The sequence below is a fragment of the Streptomyces sp. NP-1717 genome (genome assembly GCF_022695985.1).
Classification (GTDB): Bacteria; Actinomycetota; Actinomycetes; order Streptomycetales; family Streptomycetaceae; genus Streptomyces.
This window is the reverse complement of the sequence record NZ_JAAPBF010000013.1, coordinates 25481-45336: the sequence shown is the minus strand read 5'-3', so window position 1 is coordinate 45336 and position 19856 is coordinate 25481. Positions and strand designations below refer to the sequence as shown.

The following is a 19856-nucleotide window of genomic DNA, read 5'->3' as shown; positions in this document are numbered from 1 at the left end:
TGCATCGACTTGTGACAGACGTTCGAGTACCGCTACGTTCACGACGGTCTCAGCAGTCACGTGTTCGGAATTCACGTTTCAGCAGTCTCAAGGAAGGCAACCGCATGCGCTCCGGGAACGGCCGGCACCGTCGGCCCCGCCAGGCCCCCGCACTTGTCGTCGCGGCAGGGGTGACAGGCTCGGCGATCGCCATCCCGCTGCTCGGCGCGACCGGCGCCGGCGCGGCCGACGCCACCACCTGGGACCGGGTCGCCGAGTGCGAGAGCGGCGGCATGTGGAGCGCCGACCTCGGCAACGGGTACTACGGCGGACTCCAGATCTCCCAGGAGACCTGGGCCGACTTCGGCGGTACGGCGTACGCCCCCACCGCCGACCAGGCCAGTCGCAGCCAGCAGATAGCCGTCGCGGAGAAGATCCTCGCCGCGCAGGGGCCGGCCGCGTGGCCGACGTGCGCGCTGATCACCGGCCTCACCGCGGACGCGGGCGCGGACGGCGGGTCCTCCGGCGACGCCACCCAGAAGCCCGAGGCGGAAGCGGAGCCCGAGCCGAGCGAGACGGCCGTCATTCCCGCCGCTCCCGAGTCGACGCCCCCTTCCGGGCAGTTCGGCCGGGACTCCGCCTCCGGGGCCGAGAAGCCCGCCACGCGGGAGTCGAGCGCGGAGGCGGGCACCGAGGCCGGTGCCGGCCAGGGCAAGCACCGCGGCGAGCCGGCCCCCGAGAGCGGCGCGACGGCCGGTTCGGGCGACTCGGCCGAGGCGGACGCGGGCGCGGACGCGGACGGCACGGACGGCGCGGAGGGGTCGACCGAAGCGGGCGAGCCGGGCAAGTCCGGTGAAGCGCGCGAAAGCGGTCGTCATGCCTCACGGGGTGACGGTTCGGCACGCGACGACGCCGCCGACGGCGGCTCGTACACCGTCCGTTCCGGCGACAATCTGTGGGCCATCGCCGACGAGCAGAAGGTGGACGGCGGCTGGCCCGCCCTCTACGAGGCGAACCGTGAGGTCGTGGGGGCCGACGCCGATCTGATCCTGCCGGGCCAGAGCCTCGATCTCACCGCGAACCAGGGGTAGTCAGGCGGGCTATGTCCGCATCTGCGCAAGTGAGACAAGCGTCTCTTCGTCCCAACTGACACGGTCTGCCCGGCGGCTCACCCCGGGCCCTGCCCGACCTGCGTAAACAGAGGTTTCCTCGGGGCAGGATGGGCGAATCATCCCGGATGTTCCGTCTTTGAACATCCGGGATGTCTGTGTTTACGGTCTGAACCGCTCGCACCGCGGGCACCGTCGACCGTCACGCCGAATCCTGCCGTCGGTCGGGGGGAGTACTCGTCGCGTCAAGCGCCGAAGGCAGGAGCGGGGGACCCACAGGTAAGTGCCGGTCATCACGGCCGGCTCGGGGTGCAGCCGTGCGCGGGGGGACGTGAAGACGTTCCCGGGCCGCACGGCCGGGCAACTCACTTGGCCCGAACCCGACAGCTCACCTCGCAGGCGTCGGTGAGGAGATCACGCATGCTGTTTTCCAGCAACTCCGGCAAGGGCAAGCACCGCCGTCCCTCCAAGACCGTCCGCTACGCCACGCTCGCCGGCATCACCGGTGCCGCTGTCGCGGTCCCGCTGATCGGCGCCACCTCCGCCTCCGCCGCCACCACCTCCGAGTGGGACGCCGTCGCCCAGTGCGAGTCCGGCGGCAACTGGTCGATCAACACCGGCAACGGCTACTACGGCGGTCTCCAGTTCTCGGCCTCCACCTGGGCCGCGTACGGCGGCAGCGCCTTCGCCTCCAGCGCCGACCAGGCGTCGAAGTCCCAGCAGATACAGATCGCCGAGAAGGTCCTGGCGGGCCAGGGCAAGGGTGCCTGGCCGAGCTGCGGCGTCGGCCTGTCCAACGCCTCGAACGACGCCGGCTCCGCCGACCCGGCCCCGCAGGAGGCCGCCCCGAAGGAGCAGCCGGCCCCGCAGAAGTCCGAGCCGCGCGCCGAGCAGGAGCAGCCCGCCTCGCGTGGTGAGACGCGCGGCCCGGTCAAGAAGGGCGACGGCGAGTACAAGGTCAAGGCCGGCGACACCCTCTCCAAGATCGCCGAGGCCAAGAAGGTCGACGGCGGCTGGAAGAAGCTGTTCAAGCTGAACAAGGACATCATCGAGAAGGCCGATGTCATCTTCCCGGGTCAGCAGCTCCACCTGAGCTGACCCTTCCCGGAACCCGGCCCCGGCCCGGCGCGCCTCACTCCCCCCGGACGCGCCGGTCCGGGGCCGGGCCCGTCCCGGGCCCGGTGTCCGTCCACCGCGCCTCCCTCCGCCGCGTGAATGCCCCGCCCACCATGCGACATTCGTCGCTCACCACGCATTCCGGACTCTTTTCGTCCCAGCGGGCGGGCATCTGCCGACCGGCACCCGGGAGCCGGTTAGGCTCATGCCGCAGGGCCAATGAGGCCCCGCACCAACGCGTCACATCCCAGAAGGAGATGCTCGTGCCGTCCATCGACGTCGTCGTAGCCCGGGAAATCCTTGACTCCCGAGGCAACCCAACGGTCGAGGTCGAGGTCGGCCTCGACGACGGCAGCACCGGTCGTGCTGCTGTCCCCTCCGGTGCGTCCACCGGCGCGTTCGAGGCCCTCGAACTCCGCGACGGTGACCCGAACCGCTACCAGGGCAAGGGTGTCGAGAAGGCCGTCCTCGCCGTCATCGAGCAGATCGGCCCGGAGCTCGTCGGCTACGACGCCACCGAGCAGCGGCTGATCGACCAGGCGATGTTCGACCTGGACGCGACGCCCGACAAGTCCTCGCTCGGCGCCAACGCCATCCTCGGTGTCTCGCTCGCCGTGGCGCACGCCGCCTCCGAGGCCTCCGACCTGCCGCTCTTCCGCTACCTCGGCGGCCCGAACGCGCACCTGCTGCCCGTGCCGATGATGAACATCCTCAACGGCGGGTCGCACGCCGACTCCAACGTGGACATCCAGGAGTTCATGATCGCGCCGATCGGCGCCGAGTCGTTCTCCGAGGCCCTGCGCTGGGGCGCCGAGGTCTACCACACGCTGAAGAAGGTCCTGAAGGAGAAGGGGCTCTCCACGGGCCTCGGCGACGAGGGCGGCTTCGCGCCGAACCTGGACTCCAACCGCGCCGCGCTCGACCTGATCCTCGTGGCCATCAAGGAAGCCGGCTACGCCCCGGGCAAGGACATCGCGCTCGCGCTCGACGTGGCGGCCTCCGAGTTCTACAAGGACGGCTCCTACGAGTTCGAGGGCAAATCCCGCTCGGCCGCCGAGATGACCGAGTACTACGAGGAGCTCGTCGCCTCGTACCCGCTGGTCTCCATCGAGGACCCGCTCTTCGAGGACGACTGGGCCGGCTGGAAGGTCCTCAACGACAAGCTGGGCACCAAGGTCCAGATCGTCGGCGACGACCTCTTCGTCACCAACCCCGAGCGTCTCGCCCGCGGTATCGAGGAGGGCTCGGCCAACGCCCTGCTCGTCAAGGTCAACCAGATCGGTTCGCTGACCGAGACCCTGGACGCCGTCGAGCTGGCGCAGCGCAGCGGCTTCAAGTGCATGATGTCCCACCGCTCCGGCGAGACCGAGGACGTGACGATCGCCGACCTGGCCGTCGCCACCAACTGCGGCCAGATCAAGACCGGCGCCCCGGCCCGCTCCGAGCGCGTCGCCAAGTACAACCAGCTCCTGCGCATCGAGGAGATCCTGGACGACGCGGCCGTGTACGCGGGCCGCAGCGCGTTCCCCCGCTTCAAGGACTGATCCGCGCGGGCCGGTCCGCGAGCACCTGATCCGGTCCGCGGCACGGTCCGGCACCGCCAGTCGTGCGTACGTCCCCGTCCCCGGTCCCGTACCGTGTCCGGGGACGTACGCGCGTACAGAGGCAGTACGGCAGGACCAGAGGTACGAGGCCCGCTCACCTCTGAGGGAGGCGGGACCATGGCCGCGAACCGGGACCGGTTCTCCACCGCGACCAAGATCAGGATTCTGGGCGAGCAGACCGCCGCCCGGGTCTACCGCTCGCAGACCCGCAGGCAGGCCCGCCGCTCCCGGCTCACCGGACGCGCCGCGTTCCTCGTGCTCGTCGTCTGCTCGCTGATCGTGGCGCTCGCCTACCCGATGCGGCAGTACGTGTCGCAGCGCGGCGAGATCGCCGAGCAGCAGCGGCTGGCGCACGAGGCCCGGCAGCGGGTCGAGGAGCTGCGCGACGAGAGGGCCCGCCTCCAGGACGACGCGTACATCCAGCGCCTGGCGCGCGAGCATCTGCACTACGTGATGCCGGGGGAGACCGGCTACATCATGTCCGACCCCCGGGCGGCCGAGGAGCGCCGCACCGACCAGGGCGCGGCCGACCGGCCCTGGTACTCCAATCTCCTGGACGGCGTCGACAGCGCCGACCGGACGGACAGATAGACACCAAGGAAACCGACGCAGGTATGGAAACGCCCCCTCCGCAGACCGCACGCACCGAACCCACCGAGGCGGACGTCGCGGCGTTCAGGCAGCAGCTCGGCCGGCCCCCGCGCGGTCTGCGCGCCATCGCGCACCGCTGCCCCTGCGGGCAGCCCGATGTGGTGGAGACCGCCCCGCGGCTGCCGGACGGCACGCCGTTCCCGACGCTCTACTACCTGACCTGCCCCCGCGCGGCCTCGGCCATCGGCACGCTGGAGGCGAACGGCGTCATGAAGGAGATGTCCGAACGCCTCGCGTCCGACCCCGAGTTGGCCGCCGCGTACCGCAAGGCCCACGAGGACTACCTCGCGCGCCGCGACGCGATCGAGCTGCTGGCGGGCTTCCCGAGCGCGGGCGGTATGCCGGACCGGGTGAAGTGCCTGCACGTCCTGGTCGGCCACTCGCTCGCGGCGGGCCCGGGAGTCAACCCGCTGGGTGACGAGGCGCTGGCGATGCTGCCCGAGTGGTGGCGCAAGGGCCCCTGTGTGATCCCGTTCACAAACGACGAACCCGCCGAGGGAGAGACCGTATGACCAGGGTCGCGGCGATCGACTGCGGTACGAACTCCATCCGGCTCCTGGTGGCCGACGCCGACCCCGCCACCGGCGAACTCGTCGACCTGGACCGGCGGATGACGATCGTGCGGCTCGGCCAGGACGTCGACCGGACGCGCCGGCTCGCCCCCGAGGCGCTGGAGCGCACCTTCGCGGCCTGCCGCGAGTACGCCGCCGTCATCAAGGAACACGGGGTGGAGCGGGTCCGCTTCGTGGCCACCTCCGCCTCCCGCGACGCCGAGAACCGCGACGTGTTCGTGCGCGGCGTCCTCGACATCCTCGGTGTCGAACCCGAGGTGATCACCGGCGACCAGGAGGCGGAGTTCTCCTTCACCGGGGCCACGAAGGAGCTGGCCGGCCGCGCCGACCTGGAGAAGCCGTACCTGGTCGTGGACATCGGCGGCGGCTCCACCGAGTTCGTGGTCGGAAGCGACCGGGTCTCGGCGGCCCGCTCGGTCGACATCGGCTGTGTACGGCTGACCGAACGGCACCGTCCGGCCGACCCGGCCACCCCCGCCGACATCACCGCCCTGCGCGCGGACATCTCCGCCGCCCTCGACACCGCGGCGCGGGACGTCCCGTTCGGCGAGGCCCGCACCCTCGTGGGCCTCGCCGGCTCCGTCACCACGGTCGCGGCGATCGCGCTGGGTCTGACGGCGTACGACTCGGAGGCGATCCACCACTCGCGCATCCCCTTCGAGGTGGTCCGGGAGATCACCACGACGCTGCTGTGCTCCACCCACGCCGAGCGCGCGACGATCCCGGTCATGCATCCGGGCCGGGTGGACGTGATCGTGACGGGTGCGCTGATCCTGCTCACGGTCATGGAGCGGACCGGTGCGCAGGAGGTCGTCGTGAGCGAACACGACATTCTCGACGGCATCGGCTGGTCGATCGCCTGAGCGGGTGACGGGAGGCTGTCGCGGGGGCCTTCCAGGGCTCCCCGAGCGTCTTTACGGGGGTCTTACGGGCTCTCTGCGCCACATCCCGGAACCAAGTTCGTGAAGTTCTTCACAAGGAAAAACGCCGGGTTGGGCGCACATCACTCTCCGGGGGCCGCCGGCACCGGTCCGGGGCCTGCGAACGGCCGGTCAACGGGCCGTACCGGCCGTGTTGCGGGCGTGTGAACCACCGTGTGGTCCACCACCGTCGGACCTCTCAACGGCCAGCTCACGAGGGGTGCGGAAGGTCCCGCGACACCCTCTGGTCCGCCTGCGGGACCAGGGGGTGGATCAAGCGGGCCGCGCAGTGTAGCAGAGGTATGGGGGGTGCTTGTGAAGGGGCTCACGAGCACCCCCTCCTGGGCAGGTGGATACTCGATGGCATGAGCACCACGGAGCGTCCCAGGATCCTTGTTGTAGGCGGAGGGTACGTAGGCCTGTACGCAGCTCGTCGCATTCTGAAGAAGATGCGCTACGGGGAGGCGACGGTCACCGTCGTCGACCCCCGCTCGTACATGACGTACCAGCCCTTCCTCCCCGAAGCCGCCGCCGGAAACATCTCGCCCCGGCACGTCGTCGTACCGCTGCGACGCGTGCTGCCCAAGGCTGAGGTGCTCACCGGCCGGGTCACGACCATCGACCAGGACCGCAAGGTCGCCACGGTCTCCCCGCTCGTCGGTGAGGCCTATGAGCTGCCCTTCGACTATCTGATCGTCGCGCTCGGCGCCGTCTCCCGTACCTTCCCGATCCCCGGCCTCGCCGAGCAGGGCATCGGCATGAAGGGCATCGAGGAGGCCATCGGCCTGCGGAACCACGTGCTCGAACAGCTCGACAAGGCCGACTCCACGACCGACGAGGACGTCCGCCGCAAGGCGCTGACCTTCGTCTTCGTCGGCGGCGGTTTCGCCGGCGCCGAGACCGTCGGTGAGGTCGAGGACCTGGCGCGCGACGCCGCGAAGTACTACACGAACGTCAAGCGCGAGGACATGCGCTTCCTGCTCGTCGACGTCGCCGACAAGATCCTTCCCGAGGTCGGCCCGAAGCTGGGCTCCTGGGGCAAGGAGCACCTGGAGAGCCGCGGCGTCGAGGTCTACCTCAAGACCGGCATGGAGTCCTGCGTCGACGGCCGTGTCGTGCTGGGCAACGGCCTGGAGGTCGACTCCAACACGATCGTGTGGACCGCGGGCGTCAAGCCCAACCCGGCGCTCGCCCGCTACGGTCTGCCGCTCGGGCCGCGCGGACACGTCGACACCGACGCCAAGCTCCAGGTGCGGGGCACCGACTACATCTGGGCCGCCGGCGACAACGCCCAGATCCCGGACATGGCCGCCCGCAAGGCCGGTGTCGAGAACGCCTGGTGCCCGCCGAACGCCCAGCACGCGCTGCGTCAGTCGAAGGTCCTCGGCGACAACGTGATCTCCGGTCTGCGCGGCTTCCCGCAGCAGGAGTACAGCCACGCGAACAAGGGCGCGGTCGCCGGTCTCGGCATGCACAAGGGCGTCGCGATGATCGTCGTCGGCAAGATGAAGATCAAGTTCCGTGGCCGGCTGGCCTGGTACATGCACCGCGGCTACCACGGCATGGCGATGCCGACCTGGAACCGCAAGATCCGCGTCTTCGCCGACTGGACGCTCTCGGCGTTCCTCAAGCGCGAGGTCGTCTCGCTCGGCGCGATGGAGACACCGCGCGAGGAGTTCTACGAGGCCGCCAAGCCCGCCCCGGCGGGTCGGGCCGCCGTCGCGCCGAAGTCCGGATCCGGCTCGGAGCCGGACTCGGAGAAGGTGAAGGCCGAGGCCGGGACGAGCGCCAAGGCCTCCTGACCGCGCGCTCCCCGCAGACCCGAAAGGGCCGCCCGCCATCCGTGGTGCGGGCGGCCCTTTCGCGTGCGCCCGGCCAGAAGATGGGTACGACATAACAGGTAAGGGTGCGCATCGGTAGAAGTCGGTACAAAATCCATGGCCTGTGCAGCTATCTTTGCCCACCCATTGCGCGCCGCCGGGAGTGCGACACCCCGTCGGCGGTGTTCACGTGTGAGTTGAGCATTTCTGGGATCCCCTTTCACGGAGGTGTGCGCCATGGCCGACGCCGCACTGCGGCTGACCACTCTCGCCGAGGAACTGCTGGGAGGCCCCCTCCCCGTACGCATCCGGGCCTGGGACGGCAGCGAGTCGGGCCCGCCGGGCGCGCCGACACTCGTCGTCCGGCACCGCAGGGCGCTGCGCCGTCTGCTGTGGAAGCCGGGAGAGCTGGGGCTGGCCCGCGGCTGGGTGGCCGGCGAGATCGACATCGACGGCGATCTGTACGCGGCCCTGTCACTGATCGCCGGACTCCTCTGGGAGCGCGGCGCCGACGCCAAGGACGCGGTGCACCCGCTGCGCGACCCGCGGATGCGCGCCGCCGCCAAGGGCCTCATGGAGATCGCCGGGCCCTGGCCGCCGCCCCCGCCGCCGCCCGAGGAAGTACGGCGCAGAAGCGGCGCCCTGCACACCAGGAACCGCGACCGGGCGGCGATCAGCCACCACTACGACGTGGGCAACGACTTCTACGAGATGGTCCTCGGGCCGTCGATGGTCTACTCGTGCGCCTACTTCGAGGAGCCCGGCGCCACGCTGGAGTCCGCGCAGCGCGACAAGCTCGACCTCGTCTGCCGCAAGCTCGGGCTGAGGGAGGGCGAGCGGCTGCTCGACGTCGGCTGCGGCTGGGGCTCCATGGCCATCCACGCGGCGCGCGAGTACGGCGTCCAGGTCACCGGGGTCACGCTCTCCCGCGAACAGGCCGCGTACGCCCGCAAGCGCATCGCGGACGAGGGCCTGACCGACCGGATCGAGATCCGGGTCCAGGACTACCGGGACGTCAAGGACGGCCCGTACGACGCCGTCTCGTCCATCGGCATGGCCGAACACGTCGGCTCGGTCCGCTACCGCGAGTACGCCGACGACCTCTTCGCCCTCCTCAAGCCCGGCGGCCGGCTGCTCAACCACCAGATCGCGCGCCGTCCCGAGCGGGACGAATCCGAGTACCGCATCGACGACTTCATCGACGCGTACGTCTTCCCCGACGGCGAACTGGCCCCGCTCGGGCGCACCGTCGGCACGCTGGAGGAGGCGGGCTTCGAGGTGAGGGACGTCGAGGCCCTGCGCGAGCACTACGCGCTGACGCTCCGTCAGTGGGTGCGGAACCTGGAGCGGCACTGGCCCGAGGCGGTCCGGCTCACCTCACCCGGCCGCGCCCGCGTGTGGCGCCTCTACATGGCCGCCTCGGCGCTGTCCTTCGAGCACAACAGGATCGGCGTCAACCAGATCCTGGCGGTACGGCCCCGGGAGTCGGGCGACTCGGCCCTTCCGCTGCGCGCGCGAACCTGGAACTGACACGAGCCGGGCGGCCCGCGCGCCGACGCTCCGGGACGGGCACCGCACGGGCGCCGGTACCGGCTGCGGCTGCGGTGCAAACGCAAGCGCCGGGCGGACCGCGCGATCGCGGCCCACCCGGCGCCCGACGGCACAACCCGCACTCACTCCGTCTTGATCGCCGTCAGCATGTTCAGTTTCGCCGCGCTGCGCGCCGGCCAGAGCGCGGCCAGCACACCCACCAGACCGGCGAGCACCAGGAAGATCCCGATCCGCTCCCACGGCATGACCAGCACATAGCCGGGGATCGACGAGCGGATCGTCTCGCCGATCGCCCAGGCCAGGAACGTACCGAGCCCGACGCCGACCAGCGCGCCGAAGACCGAGATCACCACGGCCTCCAGGCGGATCATGCGCTTGACCCTGCGGCGGTCCAGACCGATCGCCCGCAGCATGCCGATCTCCTGCTGACGCTCGAAGACGGACATCGCCAGGGTGTTGACGACACCGAGCACCGCGATGATCAGCGCCATCGCCAGCAGCCCGTACATGATGTTCAGCGCGGTGTTGATCATGCCGCCGAACATGTTCCTGATGTCCTGCTGGTCGGAGACGCTGATGGCGGGGTTGTCGCCGAGCGCGTTCACCAGGGCCTGTTCGTTGGCCTCGGTCATGCCGCCGTCCATCGCCACGTACACCTCGGGCGTGTACGGCTTCGCCTCGTGCGGGCCCACCAGATCGGTCGAGATCAGGACCGGCGAGACGAACTCGTTGGACTCGTACGTGGCGCCGATCTTCAGCCGCGCCGTCTTGTCGTCCTGGTACTTCACCGAGACGGTGTCGCCGGTCTTCAGACCCCGGGACTTCGCGGTGTCCGAGGCCATCGCGATCGCGTCACCGCTCAGCGAGTCGAGCGAACCGCTCTCCGTCTTCAGCGCGAGGACCCGCTCGATGTCCCCGGGGTTCACGCCCGAGACGGAGGTGTCCTCGCCCTTGATCCGGAGGTACGACGCCCGCTGCGGGGAGACCGCGCTGACGCCCGGCGCCTTCTCCAGCGCCTCGACCGCCGACTCGTCGAGACCGCCGCCGCTGGCCATCGTGACCATGTAGTCGGCCTTGATGTTGTCGGTGGTCATCTTGTCGATGGCCTGCCCGAGCGTCACACCGATGACGGTCAGACCGGTGACCAGCGTGAGGCCGATCGCCAGCGCGGAGGCGGTGGCACCCGTACGGCGCGGATTGCGCACCGCGTTCTGCCCGGCCAGCTTGCCGGCGACGCCGTACAGACGGTTCAGCAGCGGCTGTACGAGCGCGATGACCGGGCGCGACAGGAGCGGGATCAGCACGATGATGCCGACGAGCGAGAAGAAGGCGCCGCCGCCGATGATCAGCTTGCCGTCCTTCCCCGCCGAGGCGCCCGCGACGATCCCCGCGGCGCCGATGAGCGTGAGTACGGCGCCGATCGAGTTGCGCAGGACGAGCGACTTCACCGTGGCGACCGCGTGCACGCTGCTCATGGCGGCGACCGGCGGGATCTTCGCGGCCCGGCGGGCGGGCAGCCACGCGGCGATCAGGGTGATCACCACGCCGACACCGAAGGCGGCGGCGACGGCGACCGGCGTGATCATCAGCGGTCCGGCGGGCACCTTCGCACCGAACGAGCCCATGGCCGAGCGCAGCCCGACCGCGAGACCGATACCGAGGACGAAGCCGACGGCGGACGCGAAGAGACCCACGACCAGCGCCTCGATCATCACCGAGCGCTTGACCTGGCGGCGCGAGGCGCCGACGGCGCGCAGCAGCGCCAGCTCCTTGGTGCGCTGGGCGACGAGCATGGTGAAGGTGTTGGAGATCAGGAAGATACCGACGAACAGGGCGATGGCCGCGAAGGCGAGCAGCATCTGGTTGATGCCGCTGAGCTGGCGCTCGATCTGGTCCGCCTGTTCGGCGGCCAGTTGCGTGCCGGTCTGGGCCTCGGCGTCCTCGGGCAGCAACGGCTCGACCGCGTCGAGGATCTTCGTCTCGGAGGCGCCGGGGTCGGCCGTGACGGTGGCGTCCTGGAAGAAGCCGGGCTCCAGGTAGAGCTTCTGGGCGACCGCCGTCTCGAAGAGCACCAGGCTGCCGCCCGCGTTGACCGCGCCGTCCTCGGTGGTGAAGACGCCGGAGAGGGTGTACTCCTTCACCGGCCCGTTGGTCGAGACCCGTACGGGTTTGCCGACCTCGTACTCACCGCGCGACGCGGTGGACTTGTCGAGCGCGATCTCGTCGGCCTTCGTGGGGCCCGACCCGTCGGTGAAGTCGTAGGCGGTGTCCTTGCCGTTCGCGCCGGGGGAGAAGTTGGTGCCGGTGTTGGACCAGCCGTTGCCGATCAGCTTGCCGTCAGGGTCGGCCACGCCGGCGAAGCCGTCGACGCGTCCGGTGACGGAGGCGACGCCGTCGATGGCGCCGATCTTGTCGAGGGTCTTCGGGCTGAGCCCCGGCTCCGGCTTCTTCCCGTCGGAGCCCGTCTCGTTGGAGGCGTAGCTGGAGACGGAGACGGCTACGTCCTTGTAGCTCTTGGCCGACTGTTTGTTGAAGGCGTTGCCGAGGGTGTCGGTGAAGACCAGCGTGCCGGAGACGAAGGCCACGCCGAGCATCACGGCGAGCACGGTCATCAGCAGCCGGGCCTTGTGCGCGAGCACGGTGCGCAGGGCGGTACGGAACATGGTGGGAGTCCAGGTGAAGTGGGCAGGGCGAACGGACGGCGGAGCCGCGTGAGGGCAGGGCTGACCGGCCGCGGTGGAATGCGGGACCGGTCGCGGTGGAGTGCTGACGGCCGGCGTGGGCCGGCGTGGGGCGTCAGGGGTGCCGGGCGCCCGGCGTCAGCTCGTACGGCCCTTGGAGTCGAAGGCCTTCATGCGGTCGAGGACGGCCTCGGCGCTGGGGTTCTGGATCTCGTCGACGATCCGGCCGTCGGCGAGGAAGATCACCCGGTCCGCGTACGAGGCGGCCACCGGGTCGTGCGTCACCATGACGACGGTCTGGCCCAGCTCCCGTACGGAGTTGCGCATGAAGCCCAGGACCTCGGCGCCGGCCCGTGAGTCCAGATTGCCGGTCGGTTCGTCGCCGAAGATGATCTCGGGCCGGGAGGCCAGCGCGCGGGCGACGGCCACGCGCTGCTGCTGGCCGCCGGAGAGCGCGGTGGGACGGTGGTGGAGCCGGTCCTTGAGGCCGATCATCGTGATCACGTTGTCCAGCCACTGCTTGTCGGGCTTACGGCCGGCGATGTCCATGGGGAGCGTGATGTTCTCCAGGGCCGTCAGGGTCGGCAGCAGGTTGAACGCCTGGAAGATGAAGCCGATCTTGTCCCGGCGGAGCTGGGTGAGCTGCTTGTCCTTGAGCGTGCCGAGCTCGGTGTCGCCGATGCGCACCGAGCCGCTGCTGAAGCTGTCGAGCCCGGCCACGCAGTGCATGAGGGTCGACTTGCCGGACCCGGAGGGGCCCATGATCGCGGTGAACTGGCCCTGCCGGAAGTCGACGGTCACCTGGTCGAGGGCCACGACCTGCGTCTCGCCCTGCCCGTAGACCTTGGACAAGGCGGAGGCGTGGGCCGCCACGGCGCTGGCGCGGAGGAGAGGCATGGTCGTCACGGGTGGGGCTCCTGTCGGGGGACGCGTTTCGGATTGACTTCATCCTCTCCGCCGTCCGGCGCCCGGTCGTCACTCCGCATGCCCGTTCCTGTGGCCCTCTCGGGTCGGACCGGAACGCCGCTCCGTCCTCCTCGGGTATGACGTCGCCCCCTACTCGTCTCATCCGGTCGTCGTTCTGTCGCGTGACCGACGGCTCCACGCAATCCGTGTGCGGGGAGTGGCGAATAGTAGACAGAGAGCGGCGACTTTCCGTCATATCCCAAGGGGCGTATCAAGACCTTCGTCCTGCTTCCGGCATGTGCCGATGGCGTGTTACCAGGGCTGACACTCCCTCAGGTGCCAATAAAATCAGACAGGATCGCCCAGGTACTCGGCTGTCCGAGGGGTCCTCCCGGATAGGCTCGTAAGCCAACGCGGAGCCGCGTACGCCCGGATGGTGGAATGCAGACACGGCGAGCTTAAACCTCGCTGCCCCAAATGGGGCGTACCGGTTCAAGTCCGGTTCCGGGCACACTCTCTGAACGTGTGCTGACCTGCGAAGATCGATTCTTCCCCGCTTTTCCTGCCTTTGGGGCGCAGTGCTGCTGAAACGTGCCTGCAGATCGTTCCGATCGACCAACTCGGTTGAAGTGTAAAGCTCTTGACGAATAGTCAGCTCAAAAACGCGAAGAAGTCGCAGCTCAGGGCCATGATCATCTTGTCGAGTGCGCGTCAATCTGCTGAATCCCGCACTCCGGACCGGTCACCGGCGGGAGCGCTCTCCGAAGATCCCCGGAGAGTCGCGGACACGCCACCGGACGACACTCCGGGCCGGCCCGCCGTCCCCGGCTCGCACCCCTCGCGTCACGATCGAGGAAAGATCCTCCTGGGGCACTAGGGTGTTCCCTTTGCTCCCGCATTACTCTTGTGCCAAGGCCGCGCAGGGTGGCCGCCATGGAGGAGTGAGATGAGGAGCAGTAACCCGGTCTTCTCGCGACGGGGCTTCAGCCGCGACAACGGCCAAGCGGGCTTCAACGCGGCGCCGCAGGCCGGGGGCCCCGCCGTAGGAACCGCGCAGAACCCGTACGCGACGAACCCGTACGCCACCAACCCCTACGCCCCGCAGGCCGACGGCCAGTACGGCGGCGCCGGACCGCAGGCGCCCGCACGCGCCGGGGTCATGACGATCGACGACGTCGTGACGCGCACCGCGTCGACGCTCGGCACGGTCGTCCTCACCGCCGTCCTCGCCTGGGTCCTGCTCCCGGTCGACCAGGACAACGTCGGCAAGTCGTACGGCATCGCCATCGGCGCGGCCCTCGTGGCCCTGGTCCTGGCGCTCGTCCAGTCCTTCAAGCGCAAGCCGGTCCCGGCGCTGATCCTGGGCTACGCCGCGTTCGAGGGTGTCTTCCTCGGCGTGATCAGCAGCGCGGTGAGCACGTATCTCTCACCGGGCGTGGTCGTCCAGGCGGTGATGGGCACGATGGCGGTCTTCGCCGGTGTGCTGATCGCCTACAAGATGCGCTGGATCCGCGTCACGCGCCGTTTCTACGGCTTCGTGATGGCCGCCGCGATGGGCTTCGTGCTCCTCATGGTCGCCAACCTGCTGTTCAGCGTCTTCGGTGGCGGTGACGGCCTCGGCTTCCGCAGCGGCGGCCTCGGCATCCTCTTCGGTGTGATCGGCATCATCCTCGGCGCGTGCTTCCTGGCGCTCGACTTCAAGCAGGTCGAGGACGGCGTCACCTACGGCGCGCCGCGCGAGGAGTCCTGGATGGCGGCCTTCGGCCTCACCATGACCCTGGTGTGGATCTACCTGGAGATGCTGCGGCTGTTCTCGATCCTGAGCGGCAACGACTAGCTGGTGCGTTGATTGGATCGGTTTCACCGGGTCCGCCCGGTGGCCGGTTCGTCCTCAATCGCCGGACGGGCTGCAAATGCAGCCCGTCCGGCGATTGAGGACAGGCGCGGCCCAAGAGCCGCGCAAGCTGGTCGACGCAGGTATGACGAAGGGGTCAACGGGCTCTCGCCCGTTGACCCCTTCCGTCTTTCATCGTGCGGCCGGGTTTCAGCCGAGGCGGCGCGCCGCCCGCCTCAGGTCGTGCTCGTGGATGATCGCCTTCGCGTGTCCGTACGCGAGGTCGTGCTCGCCGCGGAGCCAGGCGACCTTCTCGTCGAAACGGACGAGGGCGGGACCTTCGTCGACCGTGCGGAGCCAGTCGGAGATCTCGCGACCGGTGCAGTGTGGGATGCGGGACAGCAGGTTGCGATGGGTCTCTTCGGAGAAAACAAGGGACATCGGCGCCTCCGGACGCTGCTTCACGTACTGGTCCTTCACGTCACCGTGCCTGAGCGTTCGTCCGTTGGCAACAGTTCGGCAAGGGCGCGTAGGGTCGCGGCGTGCTTGATACGACGCGCCTGACCGCCGCCGTGGACCGATTCGCCGACCGGCTGCGGGCAGCCCCGCAGAGCAGGTTGCAGCGAGGGGCCGCGGCCGAAGGGCTGGCTCTGGCCAGGGAACTGTCCGCGACGGCCCAGCGCCTGGAAGCCGTGGGCGGCGGTGCGCCGCAGCCGCCGCGGATCATGCCGGACGTCGGTGTCTTCGTCGTCGCCGATCAACTGACGGTCGCGGCGGGTGATTTGGCCGAGGCGCTGAGAACGGCCCCGTCCGTGGCGGAACTGGACGAGGCCGTGAGGGCGGTGGAGCGGGCGGTGGCTAGAGCGAAGCTATGACCCGGTCGGCGAGGATGTAGATGTGGTCGTCGGCCGCGGTGCTCTCACCCGTCGCATCCGTGTTCCCGGCGCTGTCGGCACCGTCCGCGCCGGTGTTCGCGCCGCAGGAGAACGTGAGGGCGTACGCCCCCGAGATGCCCGAGCCGCCGAGCAGGAACGGCGTACCGCCGTCACGCAGCGCGCCCGCGAGGCGTTCCGCGGTCTCGCGGTGGCCGGGGGTCATGCAGAGCGTCGTACCGTCCGTGAAGACGTACACGTCCAGCGTGCCCAGCGGGCCGGGGCGGACGTCGGCGAGCGCGGTACGGGCGTCGGCCAGCTCCTCCAGCCGCGCGACCGTGCGCTCGTGGTCGGTGACGACCGGGGTGCGGACCGGGACGAAGTCCGGGTGCGAGGGGTGCCTGCGGCGGGCGGCGGCCAGCTCCGGGGAGTCATCGGCGAACTCGCCACCGATCTCGCTGACCTCACTCACCTCGCTCAGCTCGGGCAGTCCGTCGTAGTCCGCGAGCTCGTCCAGCTCGTCCAGGTTGTCGAAGCCGGCGAGGCCCGCGGCGTCGGCCCGGTCGTCCAGCTCGCCGTGCTCCCGCAGCTCGGCGAGTTCGGCCAGCTCCGTGAGGTCGTCGTAGTCGTCGTCCGTGATCCGGCGGGCCCGGTCGGCGCGGTCGAGGGCGTCGAGGTCCAGTGCCTCCAGGCCCACGAAGTCGGCCTGGCGCGGCACGTAGAACGGCCCGTCATCGGTGCCGGGGCCGGTCAGGCCGCCCAGCAGCGACGGTGCGTCGCCCGCGTCGCGGGCCTCCTGCGCGGCCCAGAAGGCGCGCGCCTCGGCCAGCTCCCGCTCGCGCTCCTCGGCCAGGGCCTCGGCCACCGCGAGCCGTATGTCCTCGGTGGAAGCGGCGGCCGGTGCCGATTCGCCGGAGCGGGCCTGCGGTACGGCGGCGTGGCCGCCCGGATTGGCCAGGGACAGCTCGCCGCGCAGGGCCGTGACCTCTCGCCGCAGCCCATGAGCGGCGTGCAGGGCGGCGACGCCCACGGCCGTGGCGGCGGCCGTGGTAAGCAGCAGGGCAATAGACATGGCGCTCACTGACTTACTCCCGGTCTTCAATGGTCCCCCGACTTCCTACATCAGCTTGTCGCGGGGGCGCGCACGTCGGCAGTGCATTACGTCATGAATTGGACAGGTCTTTCGACCCGAGGGCCAGCCTCAATACTGCTGTGACCAGCGTAAATGGGTCTCCCCCAGGAGTTAGGTCACATCCTGGGGGAGATTGAGTCACGACTGGACCTCGACGGGATTCGGCTCAGCTCAGCCGCTGGTGGGCGTGGGGCAGGTGCCGCCCTTGTACCTCGGGCGACCCCTACCCTCCGCTCCGGCTCAGCTCAGCCGCCGGGCGTCTGTGGTCGCGTTCGCTTCGCCACCGCTGTGGGCAGGTGCCGCCCTCGTACCTCGGGCGACCCCTACCCTCCGCTCCGGCTCAGCTCAGCCGCTCGATGACCATCGCCATGCCCTGTCCGCCCCCGACACACATGGTCTCCAGGCCGAACTGCTTGTCGTGGAACTGGAGCCCGTTGATCAGCGTGCCCGTGATCCGCGCGCCCGTCATGCCGAAGGGGTGGCCCACGGCGATGGCGCCGCCGTTGACGTTCAGCTTGTCGAGGTCGACGCCCAGGTCCCGGTAGGAGGGGATGACCTGCGCGGCGAACGCCTCGTTGATCTCCACCAGGTCGATGTCGCCGATGCCGAGGCCCGCACGGCGCAGCGCCTGCTTGCTGGCCTCGACCGGGCCGTACCCCATGATCTCCGGCGAGAGGCCGGAGACGCCGGTGGAGACGATCCGGGCCAGCGGGGTCAGGCCCAGCTCGCGTGCCTTGGTGTCCGACATGATCACGAGCGCGGCGGCGCCGTCGTTGAGCGGGCAGCAGTTGCCGGCGGTGACCAGTCCGTCGGGGCGGAAGACGGGCTTGAGGCCCTGGGTGCCCTCCAGCGTGACGCCCGCGCGGGGGCCGTCGTCCTTCGACACCACCGTGCCGTCGGGTGTGGTGACGGGGGTGATCTCGCGCTCCCAGAAGCCGTTCTTGATGGCTTCCTCGGCGAGGTTCTGGGACCGTACGCCGAACTCGTCCATGTCGCGCCGCGTGATGCCCTTGAGACGGGCCAGATTCTCCGCGGTCTGGCCCATCGCGATGTACGCGTCGGGGAGCAGGCCGTCCTCGCGGGGGTCGTGCCAGCCGGCGCCCTCGGAGGCGGCGACGGTGGCCGTACGGGCCTCCGCGTCGGCGAAGACCGGGTTGTGGGTGCCGGGCATGCCGTCGCTGGAGCCGTTGACGGAGCGGGACACCATTTCGACACCGGCGGAGATGAAGACGTCGCCCTCACCGGCCTTGATGGCGTGCAGCGCCATCCGGGAGGTCTGGAGCGAGGAGGAACAGTAACGGGTGATCGTGCAGCCGGGGAGATGGTCCATCCCCATCTGTACGGCGACGATCCGGCCCAGGTTGTGGCCCTGCTCGCCGCCGGGGAGGCCGCAGCCGAGCATCAGGTCGTCGATGTCGCGCGGATCGAGTTCGGGGATCTTGGCGAGCGCGGCCTGGATGATGGTGGCGGTCAGGTCGTCGGGCCGCAGCTCCTTCAGGGAGCCCTTGAAGGCCCGGCCGATGGGGGAGCGGGCGGCAGAGACGATCACGGCTTCGGGCATCACGGCTCCAGTGGGGCGGGTGCGGTACGGCGGAAGTGCCGTCTGGTGAAGTTACCCGCACGTACGGCTCGGGTCACCGGGCCGGACGTGTGACGAGTGCCGCAGCGTGCCGCGCCGGAAGCTGCTAAGCAAGCGCTCAGGCGCGACGGGCTGTGTCCTCAATCGCCGGACGGGCTTGAATTGCTCGCCGGACGCGCTTGCAATGCTCGCCGGGACGGGCTGCGAATGCAGCCCGTCCGGCGATTGAGGACAGGCGCGGCCCGCAGGCCGCGCGACCCGTCCGGCGCTCCCCGGCCCCGACACCGGCGCCGGCACCGGGCGCCCGGCCCCGGTGCCGGGGCCGGCCCGTGGGCCCACCGTTGCGCGTCAGCGGCGGTTTGCGTTCTCCTTCGACGGCGGCGGCGGGGCCGGCTCCGTCTGGGCCGGCTCGGGCGCGGGCAGGCGCCGGCGCCTGCGGTGCTTGAGCAGGGCCCACGGCGCCCGCGCGCCCGTGACCTCCGTACCCGCCTCCGCCGCCGCGGCGGACGCCGCCTTCGCCACCGGCAGCATGTCCTCGTCGCGCGAGGAGTCCAGATGGTCCGTCTCCGGCCACAGACCGAGCACCGCGCAGAGCGTCGGCAGGACGGCCATCGCCGCCGTCGCGTACCCCTCCGTCGACGGGTGGTAGTTGTCGGCGCCGAACATCTCCCGGGGATTGGCCGCGAACTCCGGCCCCAGCAGGTCGCCGAGCGAGACCGTACGGGCGCCCTGCTCGACCGCCACGATCGTCTGGGCCGCCGCGAGCTGCCTGCTCACCCGGCGGGCCAGCCAGCGCAGCGGCTGGTACACCGGCTCGATCGTCCCCAGGTCGGGGCATGTACCGACGACGACCTCCGCGCCCGCCGTCCGCAGCCGCCGCACCGCCGTCGCGAGATACCGGACCGAGGCGGTCGCCGACATCCGGTGGGTGACGTCGTTCGCGCCGACGATGATCACGCAGACGTCCGGGGTCCGGAACGTGTCCGAGAGCAGCTGCGTCACCTGGCGTTCCAGATCGTCCGACTGCGCCCCCGGCTGCGCCACGTTCCGCAGGTCGACCGGGCGCTCCGCCACCGCCGCGAGGCCCGAGGCGAGGAGCGCTCCGGGTGTCTGGCCCGCCCGCCGCACGCCCTGGCCGGCCGCCGTGGAGTCACCGAGGATGCCCATCCGCAGCGGATCGGTGTGCCCGTACGCCAGCCCGTACCAGCCGTTGCCGCGGGGCGGGATCGGCGCCGTACCGCCACCGACCGACCGTTTCGCCAGCTGGACCTCGGCCAGGACGAGACCCACCCCCGCCGCTCCCAGCAGACCGACACTTCCACCGCCGAAGGCGGCACCTGCCGCGATCCGCCGAGCCACCCTCGCTCTCGACACAGTCCGGGTCACCTCCCTCTCGTCCCGCCAGTACCCCTGGCCGTACACACGATGTAGCGATTCGCTCACCGGTATGAGACCAGCAAGAGGTAATTGCCCCGTAACGGGCGTGGCCCAATCTCTTCCGCGTACGCATACGCTGGCCGGACCATCACG

The 19856-nt window shown here is 70.2% G+C and carries 16 protein-coding genes, 1 tRNA gene and 1 riboswitch; of the genes, 11 read left to right on the top strand and 6 right to left on the bottom strand.

The features are described 5' to 3' along the window. Window positions 1-104: 104 nt before the first annotated feature. The 8 genes from GXP76_RS04820 to GXP76_RS04785 all read left to right on the top strand — a co-directional run bounded on the left by GXP76_RS04820 (window position 105) and on the right by GXP76_RS04785 (window position 9301). The gene (locus GXP76_RS04820) at window positions 105-1070 is read left to right on the top strand and encodes a transglycosylase family protein (RefSeq protein WP_242570147.1); all 966 of its coding nucleotides are present in this window, start codon (window positions 105-107) and stop codon (window positions 1068-1070) included. A 258-nt stretch (window positions 1071-1328) separates the two neighbouring features. Continuing rightward, window positions 1329-1505, top strand: a riboswitch (cyclic di-AMP (ydaO/yuaA leader). A 3-nt stretch (window positions 1506-1508) separates the two neighbouring features. Beyond that, entirely contained in the window at window positions 1509-2186 is a 678-nt protein-coding gene (locus tag GXP76_RS04815) for a transglycosylase family protein (protein ID WP_242570146.1), read from the top strand. A gap of 275 nt (window positions 2187-2461) precedes the next feature. After that, window positions 2462-3748 (top strand): phosphopyruvate hydratase, encoded by a 1287-nt coding sequence (eno, locus tag GXP76_RS04810; protein WP_242570145.1) that lies wholly within the window; start codon window positions 2462-2464, stop codon window positions 3746-3748. A 177-nt stretch (window positions 3749-3925) separates the two neighbouring features. Then, window positions 3926-4399: a septum formation initiator family protein gene (locus GXP76_RS04805; protein ID WP_242570144.1), complete on the top strand. Its 474-nt coding sequence runs from the start codon at window positions 3926-3928 to the stop codon at window positions 4397-4399. Window positions 4400-4422: 23 nt separating this feature from the next. Continuing rightward, a complete protein-coding gene (locus tag GXP76_RS04800; protein ID WP_242570143.1) occupies window positions 4423-4971 on the top strand; it encodes a DUF501 domain-containing protein in 549 nt (182 codons plus the stop codon). After that, entirely contained in the window at window positions 4968-5894 is a 927-nt protein-coding gene (locus GXP76_RS04795) for a Ppx/GppA phosphatase family protein (protein WP_242570142.1), read from the top strand. Before GXP76_RS04800 ends, GXP76_RS04795 begins: the two co-directional genes overlap by 4 nt. 422 nt (window positions 5895-6316) lie before the next feature. Further along, window positions 6317-7753, top strand: a complete 1437-nt coding sequence (locus GXP76_RS04790) for an NAD(P)/FAD-dependent oxidoreductase (RefSeq protein WP_242570141.1) — start codon at window positions 6317-6319, stop codon at window positions 7751-7753. A gap of 255 nt (window positions 7754-8008) precedes the next feature. Then, window positions 8009-9301 (top strand): cyclopropane-fatty-acyl-phospholipid synthase family protein, encoded by a 1293-nt coding sequence (locus GXP76_RS04785; protein ID WP_242570140.1) that lies wholly within the window; start codon window positions 8009-8011, stop codon window positions 9299-9301. A 143-nt stretch (window positions 9302-9444) separates the two neighbouring features. Here the strand turns inward: GXP76_RS04785 and GXP76_RS04780 are convergent, their stop codons facing one another. Both GXP76_RS04780 and GXP76_RS04775 read right to left on the bottom strand, forming a co-directional pair. Next, window positions 9445-11985, bottom strand: coding sequence for an ABC transporter permease (locus GXP76_RS04780; protein WP_242570139.1), 2541 nt, complete (start codon window positions 11983-11985; stop codon window positions 9445-9447). A 156-nt stretch (window positions 11986-12141) separates the two neighbouring features. Then, window positions 12142-12900 (bottom strand): ABC transporter ATP-binding protein, encoded by a 759-nt coding sequence (locus tag GXP76_RS04775; RefSeq protein WP_277992995.1) that lies wholly within the window; start codon window positions 12898-12900, stop codon window positions 12142-12144. A 436-nt stretch (window positions 12901-13336) separates the two neighbouring features. On the opposite strand from GXP76_RS04775, the gene GXP76_RS04770 reads away from it, so the two are divergent. Continuing rightward, window positions 13337-13420 (top strand) — tRNA-Leu (locus GXP76_RS04770). Between the two features lie 435 nt (window positions 13421-13855). Beyond that, a complete protein-coding gene (locus GXP76_RS04765; protein ID WP_242570137.1) occupies window positions 13856-14746 on the top strand; it encodes a Bax inhibitor-1/YccA family protein in 891 nt (296 codons plus the stop codon). 207 nt (window positions 14747-14953) lie between these two features. Here GXP76_RS04765 and GXP76_RS04760 read toward each other — a convergent pair whose 3' ends face one another. After that, on the bottom strand, window positions 14954-15184 hold the full coding sequence (locus tag GXP76_RS04760; protein WP_078079724.1) for a DUF4287 domain-containing protein: 231 nt from the start codon (window positions 15182-15184) through the stop codon (window positions 14954-14956). Between the two features lie 101 nt (window positions 15185-15285). Between GXP76_RS04760 and GXP76_RS04755 the strand changes: the two genes are divergently transcribed. After that, the gene (locus tag GXP76_RS04755; RefSeq protein ID WP_242570136.1) at window positions 15286-15618 is read left to right on the top strand and encodes a hypothetical protein; all 333 of its coding nucleotides are present in this window, start codon (window positions 15286-15288) and stop codon (window positions 15616-15618) included. Here GXP76_RS04755 and GXP76_RS04750 read toward each other — a convergent pair. The 3 genes from GXP76_RS04750 to GXP76_RS04740 form a co-directional block, all read right to left on the bottom strand. Beyond that, window positions 15602-16687: a hypothetical protein gene (locus GXP76_RS04750; protein WP_242570135.1), complete on the bottom strand. Its 1086-nt coding sequence runs from the start codon at window positions 16685-16687 to the stop codon at window positions 15602-15604. The genes GXP76_RS04755 and GXP76_RS04750 overlap by 17 nt on opposite strands. A gap of 400 nt (window positions 16688-17087) precedes the next feature. Next, window positions 17088-18308 (bottom strand): acetyl-CoA C-acetyltransferase, encoded by a 1221-nt coding sequence (locus GXP76_RS04745; protein ID WP_242570134.1) that lies wholly within the window; start codon window positions 18306-18308, stop codon window positions 17088-17090. 366 nt (window positions 18309-18674) lie between these two features. Next, window positions 18675-19685, bottom strand: coding sequence for an SGNH/GDSL hydrolase family protein (locus tag GXP76_RS04740; protein WP_242570169.1), 1011 nt, complete (start codon window positions 19683-19685; stop codon window positions 18675-18677). Window positions 19686-19856 lie beyond the last annotated feature (171 nt).